Raw genomic sequence first — 17569 nt, 5'->3', positions numbered from 1 at the left:
CAAGTGCACGTCCCCCGCCGCCCGCCCGCTCCTCAGGCGCCGAGGCACACCGTGGCCAGGAGGCGCTCGATGACGAGCCGCCCATTGCCGGAAGACTTGAGCGACAGGTCCGCCTCCGCGCACGCCACCAGCGAGCCCAGCAGCTCCTTGCGCTCGTAGCCCGCGGCGGCCTTCATGCTGAACGTGAGCGCCCAGGCGTTGGGCATCTTGCGCCGCGTGCCCTTCAACTCCGCCTCCAGCTTGGGAAACACCCGGGCCTCCACGTCCTTCGCGGTGCGTGGGGGGGTGCCCCCGGCGTAGCGGAACATCCACTCGTGGGCCTCCAGCAGGCCGCGAACGATGGAGGCCACCGCGCCCAGCAACTGGAGCGCATGGGTCCCCTGCCCCATCGCGTCCTCGGCGTACGACAGCGCGCCGCGGAAGTCCCGCTTCTGGAGCGCCTCGGACAGCTCGAAGAACTCCTCCTCGCGAGCGTGGTGTACCAGCGAGACGACATCGGAGCGCTCGATGGCCGGCCCGTCCGAGTAGGTGGCCAGCTTCTCCAGCTCCGACTGGAGCAGGCGGATGTTGCCGCCGACGCGCTCCTTGAGTTCCTCCAGCGCGCCGGGCCCCAGCTTCTTCTTGAAGGGCGCCAGGAACTCCTTGGCGATGTCGGAGAGGTCCAGGTCCTTGTGGCGAGCGGCCACCTTGCGCTCGACGACGTGGCCCTTGTCCTGCACCAGCTTCACCAGCGGATTCTTCGCGTCCACCTCCGTGGCCGCCATCACCAGCGAGTGCCCCGCGGGGACTCCCTTCTGGATGAGGTCCATCAGCACCGTGGCGTCGCCCTCCGGCGCGGTGATGCGCTCCTCCTTGCAGAAGGCGGCAGCCTCCTTGAGGAAGGCCACGTCCGCTTCGGCGAGGTCGACGTTCAGCTCTTCCTTCCACTGCTCCACCGACGGAGCGCCAGACGCGGACGGGTCCAACCGGTCCACGCCCCACCCCGCGCGCGCGGCCAGCGCCAGCAGTCTCCGCGCGCCTTCCTTGCGCTTGCCCGCCTTCCACGCCTCGCGAGCCTTGGCCAGCGGATCTCCCCGTCCCTTCTTCGGCGCGAGGAACTCCGGGTCCCTCACGACGACGACCTTGCGGCCAGGGAACAGCGGCATGGTGGCCAGCTCCTGCGCCACCTCGCGCGGGCTGCCCGCGTCCAGCGTCACCAGGTTGAGCCCCACCGCCGCGTCGGGGACGAGCACCTTCACCAGCTCGTCGGCGCCCTTGCGGACCAGGTACTCCTCGCCCCACAGCAGGTACAGCGGAGAGACCTTGCCGGCCTTCACGCCCGCGAGCACGTCGTCCAGGTCCGAGCTCATCGTGCGGTCTCCGTGAACAGGTCGATGAGCATCCGCTCCAACTGCAGCCGGGGCGCGCCGTTGCGAGCCACCGCCGCGCGCGCCACCTCCAGCAGCGCGTGACGACGGTGCAGCCCCGCGTCGGAAATACGCGAGGCCACCTCCTCCGCCAGCGAGCGCAGGTCCCGGTTCGCCAGCGAGTCCTCGCGACCGGCCCTCACCAGCGCCACGTCGCGCGTCCACAACACCAGCAACTCCAAGGTCGCCTCCGCGTCCTCGCGCGAGCCGCCGTGCTCGTCCGCGAAGCGCAAGAGGCCCACCGCGTTCTCGCCGCGCAGGGACTCGAAGGCGGTGACGACGTCCTTGCGTCGCGCCAACGCTTCCACGTCCAGCGCCAGCGCGCGGCCCAGGCTGCCACCGGCCATGATGGCCGCGAGCTGCGCGGTGTCAGCGTCCAGCTTGCGCTCGGTGCGCACGCGCTCGGCGACGAGCTCCACGGAGAGCGGCCCGAAGTGCACCTTGCTGCACCGGCTGCGGATGGTGGGCAGGAGCTTGTCCATGGCGTTGGCCACCAGCACCAGCGTGGTCTCCGACGGAGGCTCCTCCAGCGTCTTGAGGAACGCGTTCTGCGCCTGCACGTTCATCGCCTGCGCGGAGATGACGATGGCCACCTTGCGACGAGACTCCAGGCCGCGCAGGGCCAGCCGCTCCTGGAGCCCACGAATCTGCTCCACGCGAAGTTCACGACTCGGCGTGCCCGTGAAGTCCGAGCGCCCCGCCAGCCCGCGCGACACGCGCTCATCGTCCGGCATCACCCACGTGACGTCGGGATGGAGTCCGCGCGCCACCCGCACGCAGCTCGCGCAGGCGCCACAGCCCACGTTCGGCTGCTCGGGGCAGGTCAGTGCCTGGGCGAGCCCCACGGCCGCGAGCTCCTTGCCCACCCCCTCCGGCCCAGCGAAGAGATACGCATGGTGCACCGCACCACCGCGAAGTGCCGCCTGAAGTGAATCAATCGCGCGGGGCTGTCCCAGCACCGATGCGAGCGTCATGGCGCGTGTATCCCTGCTTGCGCGCCACGCGTCAACCGCTGCCTTGACCCTCATGCGAGCGCGGGCCAGAGTCGGGGGGCTTTGCTGCCTTTTCTCCAGAGCAATCTGTCGCTGGCCGTGGGAGCGGTCCTGGTCCTCCTCCTGCTGGGCGCGCGAGCCTCCAGCGGCGACGCGGACCTGAAGCGGGACCTCACCGGGGCCCTCCGACTGCTGGTGATGTTCCTCGTGGTGCGAGTGGCCGCCTGGGCCCTGCCGCACACGACGCCCCCCGGGCCCATGAAGGCGCTGCAGGTCGCCTGGATGCTGACGTTCGCCTTCGGCGTCATCCGGGCAAGCGTGGGCTTCGGGCTGAAGCTGATGCGGCTGCGCTCCTCGGGCGTGGCGACGCCGAAGATTCTTCGCAACGTCATCGACTTCCTGCTCTACACACTGGCCGCGGTCCCCATCCTCCAGACGCAGCTCAACCTGGATCTCACGGGACTGGTGGCCACGTCGGCGGTGCTGTCGGTGGTCATCGGTCTGGCGCTCCAGGAGACGCTGGGCAACCTCTTCGCGGGCCTGTCGCTGCAGCTCGACAAGCCCTTCGAGGTGGGCGACTTCATCCGCATCGGCGAGCACACCGGACGCGTGGCCCAGGTCAACTGGCGCTCCATCCGCATCATGACGTTCCGCCGCGAGCTGGTGACGTTGCCCAACTCGATGGTGGCCAAGGAGCAGCTCAAGACCTTCTCCCAGGACCGGGAGCCGGTGGGCGTGGACGCGCAGGTGCGGGCCACCTACGACACCCCTCCCAACGTGATGAAGGCGGCGCTGCTGGACGTGGTGCGGGAGATTCCCCAAGTCCTGGTGGACCCCGCGCCCATCGCCCGCACGCTCGCGTTCGACGAGCAGTGCGTGCGCTACATGGTCCGCTTCTTCGTGAATGACTTCTCGCTCGCGGACGCCGTCACGGCGGAGGTCTACACGCGGCTGTGGTACCGGCTGCGGCGCGACGGCGTGGAGCCGCCCGTGCCCCATCGCGTGGTGCGCATGCGCGAGGACGCCCTCAGGCCGGAGTTGCCCGCGCACACCGTGCTGCGGCTGCTGCGCGCGGTGGACCTGTTCGAGCCCCTGGCGGATGCGGACCTGGAGCGGCTGGGCCAGGAGGTCCACGTGCGCCGCTTCGGCCGGGACGAGCACGTCATCCAGGAGGGCGACGACGGCCGCACCTTCTACGTGCTCGCCTCCGGAGAGGTCAGCGTGCGCGCGGGCAAGTCCCAGGCGGAAGTCACTCGACTGGGCCAGGGAGGCTACTTCGGGGAGATGTCGCTGCTCACCGGAGAGAAGCGCGCGGCCACCGTGGTGGCCCTGGAGGACTCGCTGCTGCTCGAGGTGGACCGCCCCACCTTCGCGCGGCTGTTCGCCGAACACCCCGGACTGGCCCGGCAGCTCTCCGCCATCCTGGCCCAGCGGCGCACCCAGCTGCGTGCCGTGGCCCAGGCCAGCGGCGCCGGCACGGACCCCATCCCCGCCGAAGTGGGCCGGATTCTGGGCCGGCTGCGCCAGATTTTCGGCCTGCACGCGTCGCACGAGTAGGCCCTGGAGACCCTCGTCCCCGGGGGCCCTTCGCGCCCCGGTTGGGCCTGCTCGCCCTACCCGCCAGGGAGTCCATCGGGCGGTGTCTGCGGCGCCTTCCCCGTCAGAGGGAATGTCAGACCCCTCCGGTAGTATGTCCTCATTCTCGCTACCGGAAAGGAAGTCGACATGACCACCCTTCGTGAGACCCCGTGCGTTTCCGTCAACCAGTTGGGCCAGTACCTCACCGGAACGCCGTCCCTCCGCAAGCGCATCATCCACGGGCAGCGCAACCCCGTGGACCCCCAGTACCTGCGCTACCCCGCGGCCGCCCAGGCCATCACCGAGTACCTCTGCGAGGGCCGTGACGAGGTCATCCTCCGCTACCACCAGCGCCGGCTGCTCAATGCCCAGCCCGACTCCGACTTCGACGCGCACCGGCTGGCCTTGTGCGCCGAGGCCCTCCAGCGCTGCCTCGCCGCCGCGGACGACCTCGTCTCGTGCGCCGTCGCCAGTCCGGCGGACCTGGACCCGGCGCCCCTGGAAGTCGCCGGTGTCTCCGTCAAGGTCCGGCCGGAAGTGCTGCTGCGCGGCGTGGATGCGCGCGGGCAGATGCGCTCGGGCGTGCTGAAGCTCTACTTCTCCAAGCACGCGCCGCTGGATGAGCGCGCCGGCCAGTACATCGCCACCGTGCTCCACCGCTTCGCCGAGGAGCGACTGGAGCAGCGGGGCCCCGTGGACCCTCGGTTGGTCGGAGTGTTCGACGTGTTCGCCGGCCGGCTCTTCGTGGCGCCCAAGTCCCAGCAGCGCCGGCTGAACGACGTCCTCCTCGCGTGCGAGGAAATCGCCGGCTGCTGGAACCGGAACTGAAGGCTCGCCGGCCCCGTCCGCCCCAGGCAGACAAGGGGCCGGTGTTCATTTCCGGGACGCGACTTCCCGTATCCGCGAAGGCGCTTCGCGGATACGCGGGGGACCTCCCTGGGAAGCCAGGGGGTTTCCTGGCGTGAGAGACTGGCACGGCCTTCGCTTTGAGAGGCCGCCATGGACTCGCTCCGCCAGGATTTCCGTTACGCGCTGCGCACGCTGAGACACTCCCCGGGCTTCACGCTGGCCGCCGTATTGACGCTCGCGCTGGCCATCGGCGCGAACACCGTCCTCTTCAGCGCCATCCACGCCATGCTGCTGCGGCCGCTTCCGTTCCAGATGCCGGAGCAACTGGTTCGCCTGTGGTGCAAGCAGGAGGTCATCAGCACCGCCTCCCTCTCGCCTCCCGAGCTGCTCGGTTGGCGGGAGCACGGCCGCGGCTTCACGGGGCTCGCGGGCTTCACCCGGCAGGACTTGAGCCGCACGGGGGGCGACACTCCCGAGCGGGTCCGCGCGGGCCGCGTCACCACCAACTTCTTCAAGCTGCTGGGGGTCGCCCCCGCCCAGGGGCGAGACTTCCTGGACGAGGACGCGCAACCTGGCAACAGCTCGAGCGTGGTGGTGGTGAGCCATCGCTTCTGGCGAAAGTCGCTCGGTGGCGCGGCGGACGCGGTGGGCTCGTCGTTGCAGTTGGACGGGCGCACCCACACGGTGGTGGGTATCCTGCCGGAGGGCTTCACCTTCCCGGAGTTCAACGAGGACGCGGACCTCTGGCAGCCCCACTGGCTGGACCCGGAAGCCCACGGCAACCACTACATGCAGGTGGTGGGGCGGATGGCGCCGGGCGTCACGCTGGAAGCGGCGACGGAGGACCTGTTGCGGGTGGCCCTGGCCATCGCCCGGATCGAACCGGGTGAGAAGCCGCACAAGGTGACGTCGGCGCTGTGGCAGCAGTACCTCACGTCCAGCAGCCGCCCGGTGCTGTGGACGCTTTGGGCAGCGGTGGGCTTCGTGCTCCTCATCGCCTGCGCGAACGTGGCCAACCTGCTCCTGGTACGCGCCCTGGCGCGGCAGCGGGACGGGGCCATCCGCGCCGCGCTCGGCGCGAGTCGGGGCCGCCGGATGCAGCAGGCGCTGGCGGAGAGCGTGCTCCTGGGCCTCTTCGGTGGCGCCCTGGGTCTGCTGTTGGTGCTGTGGGGCATGGAGCTGGTGCGCGCGCTGTTGCCCCAGTCGATGTTGCGCATGGCGCCCGTGGAGCTGAGTGTCCCGGCGCTGCTGTTCAGCCTCGCCCTCTCCGTGGGCGCCGGGCTCCTCTTCGGCCTCGCGCCCGCGCTGCACACCGCCGGCATGGATGTGCTGCCGCTGTTGAAGCAGTCCGGGAGCGCGGTGGGCGCCCGCGCCAACCACCCCCTGCGCAACGCGCTGGTGGCGGTGCAGCTGGCGCTGGCGCTGGTGCTGCTGGTGGGCACGGTGCTGATGGTGCAGACGCTGCGCAACGTGCAGGCGGTGGACCCGGGGTTCGACGCGGAAGGCGTGCTGACAGCGCGGCTGTCACTGCCCGAGGTGAAGTACGGCACACCCGACCGGCTGCGAGGCTTCTACGGCGAGTTGCTGGAGCGCCTGCGCGCGCTGCCCGACACGGAAGCGGTGGGTCTGGTCAACGACGCGCCCCTGGGAGGAACCAACGCCAACGGAAACTTCACCTTGGAGGGCGCGATGGACCAGGACACCGACCGCTACCTCACCGAGTTCCGCGTGGCCACCCCGGACTACTTCCGTGCGATGCGCATCGCCGTGCGCCAGGGGCGGGAGTTCGGCGCCCAGGACTCCGCGAAGGGCGCTCCCACCATCATCGTCAACGAGGCCTTCGTGCGCACGTTCCTGGAGGGCGGCAACGCCCTGGGGCGCAGGGTGCGACTGGACTGGAGCGACTCCGGCTCCTTCCGCGAAATCGTCGGCGTGGTGGAGGACGTGCGCCACTTCCGCCTGACGGAGCCCGCCACGCCTGAGGCGTACCTGCCTTATGAGCAGTATCCGGTGAAGACCATGTCGGTGCTGATGCGGACGCGGCGCGAGCCGTCGATGCTGGTGTCGTCTGTGCGCCAGGAGCTCAAGGCCGTGGACGCCGAGCAGCCCATCTATGACCTGGCGCCGTTCGCGGACCGGATGGACCGCCAGCTCTCGCGGCCCCTGGCCACGGCGAGACTACTCGCGGCCTTCGCGCTGCTCGCCGTCATCCTGGCCGGCGTGGGTGTCTACGGCGTCATGGCCTACGCGGTGGGTCAGCGCACGCGGGAGCTGGGCATCCGCCTGGCGTTGGGCGCGCATCCCAGACAGGTGCTCGGGCTGGTGATGCGCCAGGGACTCCAGCTCACGCTGGTGGGCGTGGGCGTGGGGCTGCTGGCCGCGTTCGGCTGCATGCGGCTCCTGACGACGCTGTTGTACGGCGTGCAGGCCAACGAACCTGGCGTCTACGTCAGTGTCGCCGCGGTGCTCGCGAGCGTGTCGCTCATGGCCACGTGGTTCCCCGCGCTGCGCGCCAGCCGCGTGTCGCCGTCCATCTCGCTGCGGGCGGAGTAGCACCGCCACGACTCGCCGTGTGGGGAGGGGCGGTGCGGAACGCCCTTCCCCATCAGCGTCAAGCCCCCGGCCTCCGTCGCTCGTTGGGCTGACAAACACGTGGGTTGAGTTCACCCCATCCCCTTGCTTGGGTGACGAGGAGCGCACCAGCGGACGTCCCGGACAGTGGGCCCTTTGACGCTTGGCGATGGAAGGGTTTAAGAGTCCGCATGCACTTCGACTGGACCTTTCTGGTTCGCGTGAGCGCGCTGGTGTTGCCCGCCATGCTGCTCATGGTTCTGCATGGCGCGGCGGCGCACGCCGCGGAGACGAGCGCCCCGATGGAGAAGCTGGCGAGCCGCCGCATCTTCTTCGGACACCAGTCGGTGGGCGGCAACATCCTCGACGGAGTGAAGCAGCTCCCCGCCTCCCCGCAGGGGTTGGTGCCGCGCGTGGTGGAGGTCCAGAGCCCCACCGAGTCGCTGGCGCCCGGCACCCTGGCCCACGCGATGGTGGGACAGAACGAGAAGCCCGAGTCGAAGATCGCCGACTTCGAGCGGATGATGGACGCGGGGCTCGCGAAGTCGACGGACGTGGCGTTCTTCAAGTTCTGCTACATCGACTTCAACGGAGCCACGGACACGCGCGCGCTGTTCGAGAAGTACCGCGTCGCGATGGAGGGCCTGAAGGCGCGTCACCCGGGCACCACGTTCGTCCACGTCACCGCGCCGCTCACCACGGTGCAGCGAGGCGCCAAGGCGTGGCTGAAGGAGCTGCTCGGCCGACCGGTGTGGGGCATCGCCGAGAACGTGCAGCGCGAGACGTTCAACGAGCTGATGCGCAAGGCGTATGGCGGCAAGGAGCCCCTCTTCGACCTGGCGCGCCTGGAGTCCACGGCGCCCGACGGGACACGGGAGACCTACGAGCTGAACGGGCAGACGTGGCCGGCGATGGTGCCGGGCTACTCGGACGACGGCGGCCACCTCAATGCGACGGCGCAGGCACGGCTGGCGAAGGAGCTGCTCAACTTCCTGGCGGGCCTGCCCGCGCCCGTCGTGCAGCCTCCCATCCCCGCTGTCCAAGCCACGCCGTGACATGATGCCGTTCCATCAATCACTGTCGCGCGAGCTCGGGGGCCTCCTGTCCCGCCTGAAGTTGAGGCGATGTCAGGAGGTGGGGGACTCGCCCACGGTGCTGGGCCGCGTGTGGATTCACGGCGCGGGCCGCGTGCACGTGGGCTCCCGCGTGGTGCTGGATGGACGGCTGGCTCCCATCGAGCTTCACGCCATGTCCAGCGACAGCCTCATCATCCTGGGGGACGACGTCGCCATCGAAGGCGGCGCCTCCTTGGAGGCCCTGAGCTCCATCACCGTGGGCCCGGGCGCGAGGCTGGGGGCATTCATCAAGGCGATGGACAACCAGCACCACCCGCTGAGGGGCAACCGCCACGAGCGGCCTCCGTCGGTGCCGATGGTCATCGCGGAGGGGGTGACGGTGGGCAGCCGCGCCATCCTCCTGCCAGGAGCGCAGCTCCAGAAGGGCTGCACCGTGGCGCCCGGCACCGTCATCTCCCGCAAGATTCCCGCGGGCGTGACGGTGGGCGGCGCGCCCGCCCGGGTGTTGCGCAGGGAGGTGACGGGATGACGTCGCGAATGCCATTCGTCCGGGTGCCTGCCGTGGTGGCCCAGTTGGAAGCGCTGCGCAAGTCCGTGGAGCCTCGGGCCCAGCGCGCGGTGGCGATGGTTCGCGCCCGCTGGCTGTTCCGCGCCGTCCAGTCGGTGGGGCACAACGTGGCCGCCTACGGGCCCATCTCCGTGCACAACGCGGGGGAGATGGTGCTGGGAGACCGGCTCACCTTCGTGGGCGGAATGCTGCCCAGCTCGCTCGTGTGCCATCCGGGCGCGCGCCTGAGCATCGGCGAGGAGACCCAGTTCAACTACGGTGTCTCTCTGGAGGCGTGGAAGTCGGTGAGCGTGGGAGCCCGGTGCATGTTCGCGTCGTTCATCCGGGTGGGAGATCGGGATGGACACCACACCGCGCCCATCGTCATCGAGGACGACGTCTGGGTGGCCCATGGCGCCATCATCATGCCCGGGGTGCGCGTGGGGGCTCGCTCGGTGGTCGCCGCCGGCAGCATCGTCACCCAGGACGTGCCGCCCGACACGCTGGCCATGGGCAATCCCGCACGCAACATGAGCCTGGAGCTGGTTGCTCGCGACACAGGCAGCTGAGCGCCTCAAGCCTTTTTCCCGGGTGCGTCTTCTTCACGCCCGGATTGCTTCCGCACCCTTCCACCGTATTTCCAGACAGGACTTCCTACCGTGAGCATTCGTGAACGCATTCGTACCTTCATCGTCGACACGTTCTTCGTGGACGAGTTCGGCGATGACGACTCCTTCCTGCGCAAGGGCCTCATCGACTCCACGGGGATGATGGAGCTGGTGGCGTTCCTGGAGCAGGACTTCGGCATCAAGCTGGAGGACAAGGAGCTGGTGCCGGAGAACCTGGACTCGCTCACGCGCGTCGTCGCCTTCGTCGAGCGCAAGCAGCAGCGCCTGCCGCAGGTCGGCTGAGAGCGAGCGCGCCATGTGTGGCATCGCGGGCTTCACCTACCCGGCGGGAGGGGGCGCCGGGGCCGCGCGGGCGGAATCCGCCGAGCGGCTGCGCCGGATGACGGCCAGCATCCGCCACCGGGGCCCGGACGCGCAGCGGGCCCTGTTGCTGGACGGCGTGGCCCTGGGCCATACGCGGCTGTCCATCGTCGACCTGGAGGGCGGACACCAGCCCATGCGGGACGCGGCGACGGGACTCACCGTCGTCTTCAACGGAGAGATCTTCAACCACGTGGAGCTGCGCGAGCAGCTGTCGGGGCAGTACGCCTTCCGCACGCGCTCGGACACGGAGGTCATCCTCGCGGCGTTCCTGGCGTGGGGCATCGACTGCGTGCGCCGCTTCGAGGGCCAGTGGGCCTTCGCGCTGTGGGACCCGCGTGACGCCACGCTGTGGATGTCGCGAGACAGGGTCGGCATCTGCCCGCTGTTCTACGCGGAGCTGCCCGGGGGACACCTGGCGTTCGGCTCGGAGGCCAAGGCCCTGTTCGCCAGCGGGCTGGTGACGCCGTCCCTGGACGCGCGGGGGCTCAAGCAGACCTTCCAGCTGTGGTCGCCGGTGGCGCCGCGCACCTCGTTCGAGGGCGTCCGGTTGTTGCCGCCCGCGCACTCGGCGCGGTTCCGCGCGGGGACGCTGGAGACGTTCCGCTACTGGGACCTGGACTTCGGCGTGGGGCCGAGCACCGCGAGCTCCGAGCGCATCCAGGAGGAGCTGGGCGAGGCACTGGAGCGCGCCGTGCGGCTGCGGCTGCGCGCGGACGTGCCGGTGGCGGCGTACCTGTCGGGTGGACTGGACTCCAGCCTCCTGTGCTCGCTGGCGCAAGAGCAGCTGGGCGGGACGCTGCGGACGTTCTCCGTGGGCTTCGCTCACGCGCGCTTCGACGAGCGTCAGCATCAGACCACGGTGGCGGAGCAATTGCGCACGCAGCACCGCGTGGTGGAGATGAGGGACGGAGACATCGGCACGCTGGTGCCTGGCGTCATCTTCCACGCGGAGCAGGCGATGATGCGCTCGGCGCCCGCGCCCTTCCTGAGGCTGAGCGAGTGGGTGCGGGAGAACGGCATCCGGGTGGTGCTCACGGGAGAGGGCTCGGACGAGATGTTCCTCGGCTATGACCTCTTCAAGGAGACCAAGGTCCGGCAGTTCTGGGCTCGGCAGCCGACGTCGAAGTGGCGGCCCCTGCTGTTGCGAAAGCTCTACCCCACCCTGTCGGTGAGCCAGCAGAACGTGGAGCTGCTGCGCGAGTTCTTCGGCATGGGGTTGGAGGACCCGGGGAGTCTGGGCTTCTCGCATCTGGTGCGCTGGTCCAACAGCGGTCGAATCCTTCGGTTCCTCGCGCCGGACTTCGCGGCGAGCCTGGTGGACGAGGACCCGATGGCCTCGGTGCTGGCGACGGTGCCGAAACACGTGGCCTCGTGGCGGCCCCTGGCGCGCGCGCAGTACCTGGAGGCGAAGACGCTGCTGTCCGGATATCTGCTGTCCGCGCAGGGCGACCGCATGCTGTTGGGCAACGCGGTGGAGGGACGCTTCCCCTTCCTGGACACGTCGGTGATGGAGCTGGCCGCGCGCATCCCCGAGCGCGTGCGCCTGAAGGGGCTGGACGAGAAGCACGTCCTCAAGCGGTTCGCCCAGGGCCGTGTCCCCGCGTCCATCCTGGAGCGCAGCAAGTTCCCGTACCGCGCCCCCATCGCCGGAGCACTGGTGGGGCCGGAGGCGCCCGCATGGGCCAGGGAGCTGCTGGCGCCCGAGGCCATCGCGAAGGTGGGCGTCTTCGACGCACGAAAGGCGGAGCGACTGGTGGCCAAGCTGCGCGCGCCCAACGCGGCGGAGAGCGAGGCCGACACCATGGCCCTGTTCGCCATCGCGTCCACGCAGTTGCTCGCGCAGCACTTCCTCACCCCGCGTCCGTTGCCTCAGGCCGACGTGGACGCCGTGGTGCTGGAGGCCGCATGAGCGCGACGGATTCAGCACCCGCCTGGGTGCCTGGCCATGCCGAGCCCCCGACAGTCGCCCCTGCCTGGGGACGAGAGGGCTCATGAGCGCGACGGACTCCGCACCCGCGTGGGTGCTTGGCCATGCGGAGCGAACACCGGACGCGTCGGCGGTAGACTCACCGTGGACACGGCTCACGTATCGACAGCTCGCGGAACGGATGCGGGCCCTCGCGGGACACCTGCAAGCAGCGGGCGTGATCCCCGGAGACAAGGTGCTCATCGCCCTGCCCCTGGGCTCGGCGGGCGCGGTGGCCGCGCTCGCGGTGCAGTCCCTGGGCGCATGCGCGGTGGAGCTGGACCGGGAGACGGGAGCGACGTCCGTCGACGCCATCCTCACGCAGACTGGCGCACGCCACGCCTTCATCTTCGGGCAGGACACACGCAAGTGGGCGGGCAAGCCAGGACTGGGACACCTGTGCGTGGTGCACTCCGCGCGCCCACCCGAGCGGATGCTCCAGGCGCTGTCACCCGCGACGTGCACCTGGGTGCAGGAAGACGGAGCATTGGACGCAGACACCCAGGTGACGCCGCTGGACGCGCTGCCCGCGACACCGGCCCACGCCCACGCGTCCATCGTCTACACGTCCGGCAGCACGGGCACACCCCGAGGCGTCATCCAGACCTTCGGCAACATCGCCGCGAACACGCGCTCCATCGTCGAGTACCTGGGCCTGTCCTCCCGTGACAGGGCGCACCTGGTCCTCCCCCTGCACTACTGCTACGGCAAGAGCGTCCTCCAGACGCACCTGCTCGTGGGCGGCTCGGTGTTCCTGGACCCGCGCTTCATGTACCCGCAGGTCGTGCTGGAGGCGATGGCGGCGGAGAAGTGCACGGGCTTCGCCGGCGTGCCGCTCACCTTCGAACTCCTGCGCAGGCAAGCCGGCGCGGAGGCCCTGTCGAAGCTGAGGCTGCGCTACGCGACACAAGCCGGCGGCGGCATGTCGCCCGACACGATTCAGTGGACGCGTGACGCGCTCTACCCCGCCGAGCTGTACGTCATGTATGGGCAGACCGAGGCCACCGCGCGACTGAGCTACCTGCCACCGACCCGCGCCACGGAGAAGGCCGGCTCCATCGGCGTGGCGATTCCCGGCGTCGAGCTGCGCGTGGTGGGTGAGGACGGCAAGGCACTGCCCACGGGCGAGACGGGCCACCTGGTGGCGCGCGGCGCCAACGTGACACCGGGCTACCTGGGCGCTCCCGAGGAGACGGCGGCCATCCTCAAGGATGGCTGGCTCTGGACGGGCGACCTGGCGTGGCGGGACGCGGACGGCTTCATCTTCCTCGTCGGCCGCGCCAAGGAGATCCTCAAGGTGGGCGGCCACCGGGTGAGCCCCGCGGAGATGGAGCATCAGCTCGCGCGACATCCCTCGGTGCGCGAGGTCGCCGTCGTCGGCGTGCCCGACGCGCTGGGGGGGGAGGCGGCCTGCGCCGTGGTGGTGCTCCAGGAGGGCGTCGAGGTGAAGGAGGACGACCTGCGGCGGTTCTGCAGGGAGTCGCTGCCGGCGCACAAGGTGCCCCGGCACGTGGTGTTCGTGGAGGCGCTGCCGCGCGGGCCCAGTGGGAAGGTGCTCAAGGCGGAGCTGCGCACCCAATATTCGTCGGTCGGTTCTTCGTGAAGGGATTGAGAGGGGTCCACACAATGAGTTTCTCCAAGCAGGTGCTGGAACTGGATTGGGAGGCGAAAGCCACCGAGCTGTCCGAAGGGCTGCGCGAGACGGTGCTGAAGAAGCTGCGCAAGCGCGGCCTCGTGGTGGCCATCTCCGGCGGCATCGACTCCGCATGTGTCGCGGCGCTGGCTGTGCGCGCGCTGGGGCCCGAGCGCGTCTTCGGCATCCTCCTGCCAGAGAAGGACTCCAGCGGATGGAGCTCGCAGCTGGGCCGCAAGCTCTGCGAGAAGCTGGGAATCAAGTACCAGCTCCACGACATCGCCCCCATCCTCGAGGCCGCCGGCTGCTACCGGCAGCGCGACGAGGCGGTGCAGTCCGTCTTCCCTGAGTTCACGCCCGACATGAAGTGGAAGATTGTCATGCACGGCGACCGGCTGAACACGGACGCGGTGAACTTCTTCTACGTCGTGGTGCAAGTGAATGGCGAGGAGCGCCGCTTCCGGCTGCCGCCCCAGGCGTATACGCAGATTGTCGCCGCGACGAACTTCAAGCAGCGCACGCGAAAGATGATGGATTACTTCCACGCGGACCGGCTGAACTTCGCGGTGGCGGGCACGCCCAACCGGTTGGAGTATGACCAGGGCTTCTTCGTGAAGCTGGGCGACGGCGCCGCGGATGTAAAGCCTATCGCCGGCCTCTACAAAACCCAGACATACAAGCTGGCCAAACACCTGGGCGTCATCGACGAAATCACCAGTGGCGAGCCGACCACGGACACGTTCAGCCTTCCCCAGTCGCAGGAGGACTTCTACTTCTCCGTGCACTACTCGCAGCTGGACTTGCTGATGTGGGCCAAGAACCACGCGGTGTCCACGGAAGAAGCCGCGCAGGTGATGGGCCTGACGCCCACGCAGGTGCAGCGCGTCTACGACGACATCGACCAGAAGCGCCGCAGCACGGCCTACCTCCACTCGCCGCCGCTGCTGCTGGAGAAGGTGCCGGAGCTGGAGCCGTACAAGCTCGGCTGAGCCCTGAGCCCGCCCGAGTGGCGGGAGGCACTCCACCGCCTCCCGCCCGGCGCGCGGCTCACTCGAACTCGTCGCAAGCCTCGGCGCGGACAGGAATGCCCTTTCGCGCGTCGTCGCGGACGTACAGCTCGCCCTTGCGGAAGAAGTCCTGGCCGCCCTGCAGACGCACCACGTTGCGCTTCGCGTCCGCCACCGACCACTGCAGCGTCTCGCGCGAACCTCCCGCGTACGCCACCTCCAGCGTGGACACGCCAGCAGCGGCTCCCGCCTTCACGGCCGTCAGCTTGCCTTCGAGGCTGTCCTGCCCGAAGTCGACCTCCAAAGCGCCGTCCGACTTCACCGTCACCGCGGGAATGGCGGAGCCACAGGGCTGGTCGATGACATAGCCCTTCCCCTTGCGATGCACCTGCACCCACCGGCCCACGAGCGCCTTCACATCTATGACGCCCGACGCCGCGGAGGCCTCGCCACCCGCGCGCACGGGACATTCCAGCTCCGAGTACGCCAGCTGCCCCACCCGCACCTGCTTCCCCTGGACGACGCGCACGGGCACCACGTCCGGCGGCGGTGACTCCGCGAACACCTGCACCGCGTCACCCGAGGCCAGCGCCGCGCCGCGATTCGCCCCATCCACCGTCTTCAGCGCCGCCTGCGCCGCCTTCACCTTGCACGTCGCCAGCGCCGTCGAGGATGAACGCGAGAAGCCATCCTGGCCGGACCACCCCGCCCCGCAGCACCCCGTCCCAGGACCCTTCAACACCAGCCGCTCGGATTCCAGACTCAGCGTCCAAGTGCCTCCAGGTTGAAAAGTAGACAGTGTCCAATCCTTCGCGGACTTCTTCCGCACGGACAGGGTGCAGTCACATTCACCCATGCCCTGTCCTTGTGGAAAAGTTGATGTGTATTGGACGAGCGTCTGGTTGTCGCCCTCGAGCACCGCGAGGGTGCCGCCCTCTCTGGCATAGACGCCGGTGAGGGACTGTTGCTGCGCGGCGGCAAGAGTGGCCCACAGACACAATGACGCGCCTGCCACGCGTCCATAACGCAGTGCATTCATTCGCGACTCCTTGTTCGAGTTCCGCGGGGAATGTCGCCTGTCCTAGCTCTGGCGCACCCAGGAAGTCAGTCAATTCCGTGGGGGGTCGAGGCAACTCTAATTCTCAGCGCTCGACAATCCTGACATCTGTTGTTCCCACACCCCCATCGTTTCCAATCGCGGAGCGCCCATGTCCCCCCGCATTGAAGGTCGTCAGCAGACGTACTCGCCCACTTCGACGCAGGCCTCGGGCCTGCCGCAGGGCCGTGACGCGCAGCTGAACCTGCAGCAGCTCTGGCCGTACATCGAGAAGTACGCGCAGAAGTACGGCGCGGACCCGAAAGTCCTCGCGGGCATCGTCGCGCAGGAGTCGTCGTTCAAGAACCACGGCGTGCACCAGGACGGCACGGGCCACGGGCTCATCGGCCTGGACGACAACGGCCTGCTGCCCTCGTTCGAGAAGTGGTCTGGCATGCAGGTGGGCCGCGGGGCGAACGCGCAGACGATTCCGCCCGAGAAGCAGATGGAGTTCCTCGCGAAGACGATTGGCGATCTGACCAAGAAGCACGGCAGCAGCCTGGCCGCCGCGCGCGAGTGGCACCGGGGCGCTGGCAACATGAACGACGCCCGGGGCCACGACTACCAGAACAAGATCCAGAACCACATGAACACCCTGTTCCCCGGCGGCAAGACGCCGAGCGGAACGACGGCCAACGTGCCCGACAGCACGGTGACGGGCGGCAACACCAACACCACGCCGGGCGCCAAGCCGGGTGTGGCGGCGAACCAGGCGGACCCGCGCAAGCCGGTGGGTGAGTCGGACTATCAGATCAAGAAGGGTGACACGCTCTGGGGCATCGCCTCGAAGCTCAAGGGCCAGGGCATGGAGGGCTCGCACTGGGATGTCATCAACCAGATTCGCGAGATGAACCCGAAGATCACCGACCCGAACCTCATCCTCGCGGGTGACTCGCTCAAGCTGCCGGGGGTCGCGGGCAAGGACCAGAGCACCTTCACGCCGGGCACGAACAAGCCGGGGCCGGTGGACCTCAACCCGAAGCCCACGGGCCCGCAGGCCACGGACGGCGCCGCCCCTGTCACGGGTGACGGCCGCGTGGACCCGAGCAAGGTTCCGCAGATCAGCCAGTACAACCCGGCGGGCAAGAACGGCTCGTACACGAACGGCCCGGCGAACTGCGGCCCCACGTCGATGGCGCAGATCGCCCGCGCCAACGGCTACGGCAAGGACATGACGGACGCGCAGCTCATCAACCACCTGGGCAAGATTGGCGGCACGTCGTCCAACGGCACGGGCGTCAACGGCATCTCCGCGATGGCGAAGGCGATGGGCAAGGAGTCGGTGATGAAGGGCCCCGGCGCCAACGTGGAGTGGATCACCGAGCAGCTCAAGGCGGGCAAGCTGGTGGTGGCCAACGGCGACTACCACGCCATGCCTCCGCACCAGAACGAGGGCCGCACGTCCGGCCACTACGTCACGGTGGCGGGCATGGATTCCAAGGGCAACTTCATCGTCCGGGACCCGGCCGATGCGAACGTGAAGACCATTACGCCGGAGCAGATGAAGCACTTCCTGAGCTCCAACCCCAACGGCGGCTACCAGATGGCCATCGGCTGATGCGGATGGAGTGAAGTAGGCTTGCGCGGACCGGCACTCCCTGGGTGTCGGTCCGTTGCGTTTCCACACCCCGAGGTCCCGCGATGACGCAGAGCAAACCGACGCACACCTGTCTCTCCTGCAAGAAGACCGAGGGGGGCGAGGTGATTGGCTCCAACTACATTTCCACGGGCGAGAACGGGATGATCGTCCGCTTCTGGATGTGTGACGCGTGCGCCCTGACGATGGGCCCCGACCAGGGCCCCATCGACATGGACGAGCCCGCCGGGGCCGCGCAGCAGGGCTGAGACGCGCCCTC

Annotated in this window: 15 protein-coding genes; 12 read left to right on the top strand and 3 right to left on the bottom strand. The window is 69.2% G+C overall.

Going from position 1 to position 17569, the window contains the following annotated elements; translation table 11 throughout:
- Positions 1-32: 32 nt before the first annotated feature.
- Together holA and holB are read right to left on the bottom strand one after the other, a co-directional pair.
- Positions 33-1349 carry a DNA polymerase III subunit delta gene (gene holA / locus HUA76_RS22165; RefSeq protein ID WP_141647601.1) on the bottom strand — a complete coding sequence of 439 codons (1317 nt, stop codon included), beginning with the start codon at positions 1347-1349 and terminating at the stop codon, positions 33-35.
- Positions 1346-2380: a DNA polymerase III subunit delta' gene (holB, locus tag HUA76_RS22160; RefSeq protein ID WP_174461972.1), complete on the bottom strand. Its 1035-nt coding sequence runs from the start codon at positions 2378-2380 to the stop codon at positions 1346-1348. Before holB ends, holA begins: the two co-directional genes overlap by 4 nt.
- 81 nt (positions 2381-2461) lie before the next feature.
- Here holB and HUA76_RS22155 point away from each other — a divergent pair, with 81 nt between their 5' ends.
- From HUA76_RS22155 to nadE, 10 genes are all read left to right on the top strand, one after another.
- Positions 2462-3955 carry a mechanosensitive ion channel family protein gene (locus HUA76_RS22155; protein WP_174455057.1) on the top strand — a complete coding sequence of 498 codons (1494 nt, stop codon included), beginning with the start codon at positions 2462-2464 and terminating at the stop codon, positions 3953-3955.
- A gap of 168 nt (positions 3956-4123) precedes the next feature.
- Complete coding sequence (locus HUA76_RS22150; protein WP_174455056.1) at positions 4124-4804, top strand: hypothetical protein; 681 nt, start codon at positions 4124-4126, stop codon at positions 4802-4804.
- A 171-nt stretch (positions 4805-4975) separates the two neighbouring features.
- A complete protein-coding gene (locus HUA76_RS22145; protein WP_174461971.1) occupies positions 4976-7378 on the top strand; it encodes an ABC transporter permease in 2403 nt (800 codons plus the stop codon).
- A gap of 209 nt (positions 7379-7587) precedes the next feature.
- The gene (locus HUA76_RS22140) at positions 7588-8451 is read left to right on the top strand and encodes a hypothetical protein (RefSeq protein ID WP_174461970.1); all 864 of its coding nucleotides are present in this window, start codon (positions 7588-7590) and stop codon (positions 8449-8451) included.
- 1 nt (position 8452) lies between these two features.
- Positions 8453-9001 carry an acetyltransferase gene (locus HUA76_RS22135; protein ID WP_141647595.1) on the top strand — a complete coding sequence of 183 codons (549 nt, stop codon included), beginning with the start codon at positions 8453-8455 and terminating at the stop codon, positions 8999-9001.
- Positions 8998-9588 carry a DapH/DapD/GlmU-related protein gene (locus tag HUA76_RS22130; RefSeq protein WP_141647594.1) on the top strand — a complete coding sequence of 197 codons (591 nt, stop codon included), beginning with the start codon at positions 8998-9000 and terminating at the stop codon, positions 9586-9588. Before HUA76_RS22135 ends, HUA76_RS22130 begins: the two co-directional genes overlap by 4 nt.
- A gap of 90 nt (positions 9589-9678) precedes the next feature.
- A complete protein-coding gene (locus HUA76_RS22125) occupies positions 9679-9930 on the top strand; it encodes an acyl carrier protein (RefSeq protein ID WP_141647593.1) in 252 nt (83 codons plus the stop codon).
- Positions 9931-9943: 13 nt separating this feature from the next.
- The gene (gene asnB, locus HUA76_RS22120) at positions 9944-11920 is read left to right on the top strand and encodes an asparagine synthase (glutamine-hydrolyzing) (protein ID WP_174461969.1); all 1977 of its coding nucleotides are present in this window, start codon (positions 9944-9946) and stop codon (positions 11918-11920) included.
- Positions 11921-12002: 82 nt separating this feature from the next.
- A complete protein-coding gene (locus HUA76_RS22115; protein ID WP_174461968.1) occupies positions 12003-13580 on the top strand; it encodes a class I adenylate-forming enzyme family protein in 1578 nt (525 codons plus the stop codon).
- 23 nt (positions 13581-13603) lie between these two features.
- Positions 13604-14599, top strand: coding sequence for an NAD(+) synthase (gene nadE / locus HUA76_RS22110; RefSeq protein ID WP_174455051.1), 996 nt, complete (start codon positions 13604-13606; stop codon positions 14597-14599).
- Positions 14600-14657: 58 nt separating this feature from the next.
- On the opposite strand, the gene HUA76_RS46310 is transcribed toward nadE, so the two are convergent.
- Positions 14658-15656: a hypothetical protein gene (locus tag HUA76_RS46310; protein ID WP_174461967.1), complete on the bottom strand. Its 999-nt coding sequence runs from the start codon at positions 15654-15656 to the stop codon at positions 14658-14660.
- Between the two features lie 169 nt (positions 15657-15825).
- On the opposite strand from HUA76_RS46310, the gene HUA76_RS22100 reads away from it, so the two are divergent.
- Positions 15826-17271 (top strand): C39 family peptidase, encoded by a 1446-nt coding sequence (locus tag HUA76_RS22100; RefSeq protein WP_174461966.1) that lies wholly within the window; start codon positions 15826-15828, stop codon positions 17269-17271.
- An 83-nt stretch (positions 17272-17354) separates the two neighbouring features.
- Complete coding sequence (locus tag HUA76_RS22095; protein ID WP_141647742.1) at positions 17355-17558, top strand: hypothetical protein; 204 nt, start codon at positions 17355-17357, stop codon at positions 17556-17558.
- Positions 17559-17569 lie beyond the last annotated feature (11 nt).

Source organism: Myxococcus sp. CA056, from assembly GCF_013336715.1.
Classification (GTDB): Bacteria; Myxococcota; Myxococcia; order Myxococcales; family Myxococcaceae; genus Myxococcus; species Myxococcus llanfairpwllgwyngyllgogerychwyrndrobwllllantysiliogogogochensis.
The sequence above is the reverse complement of the archived record's forward strand: the minus strand, read 5'-3'. Positions and strand labels throughout refer to the sequence as shown.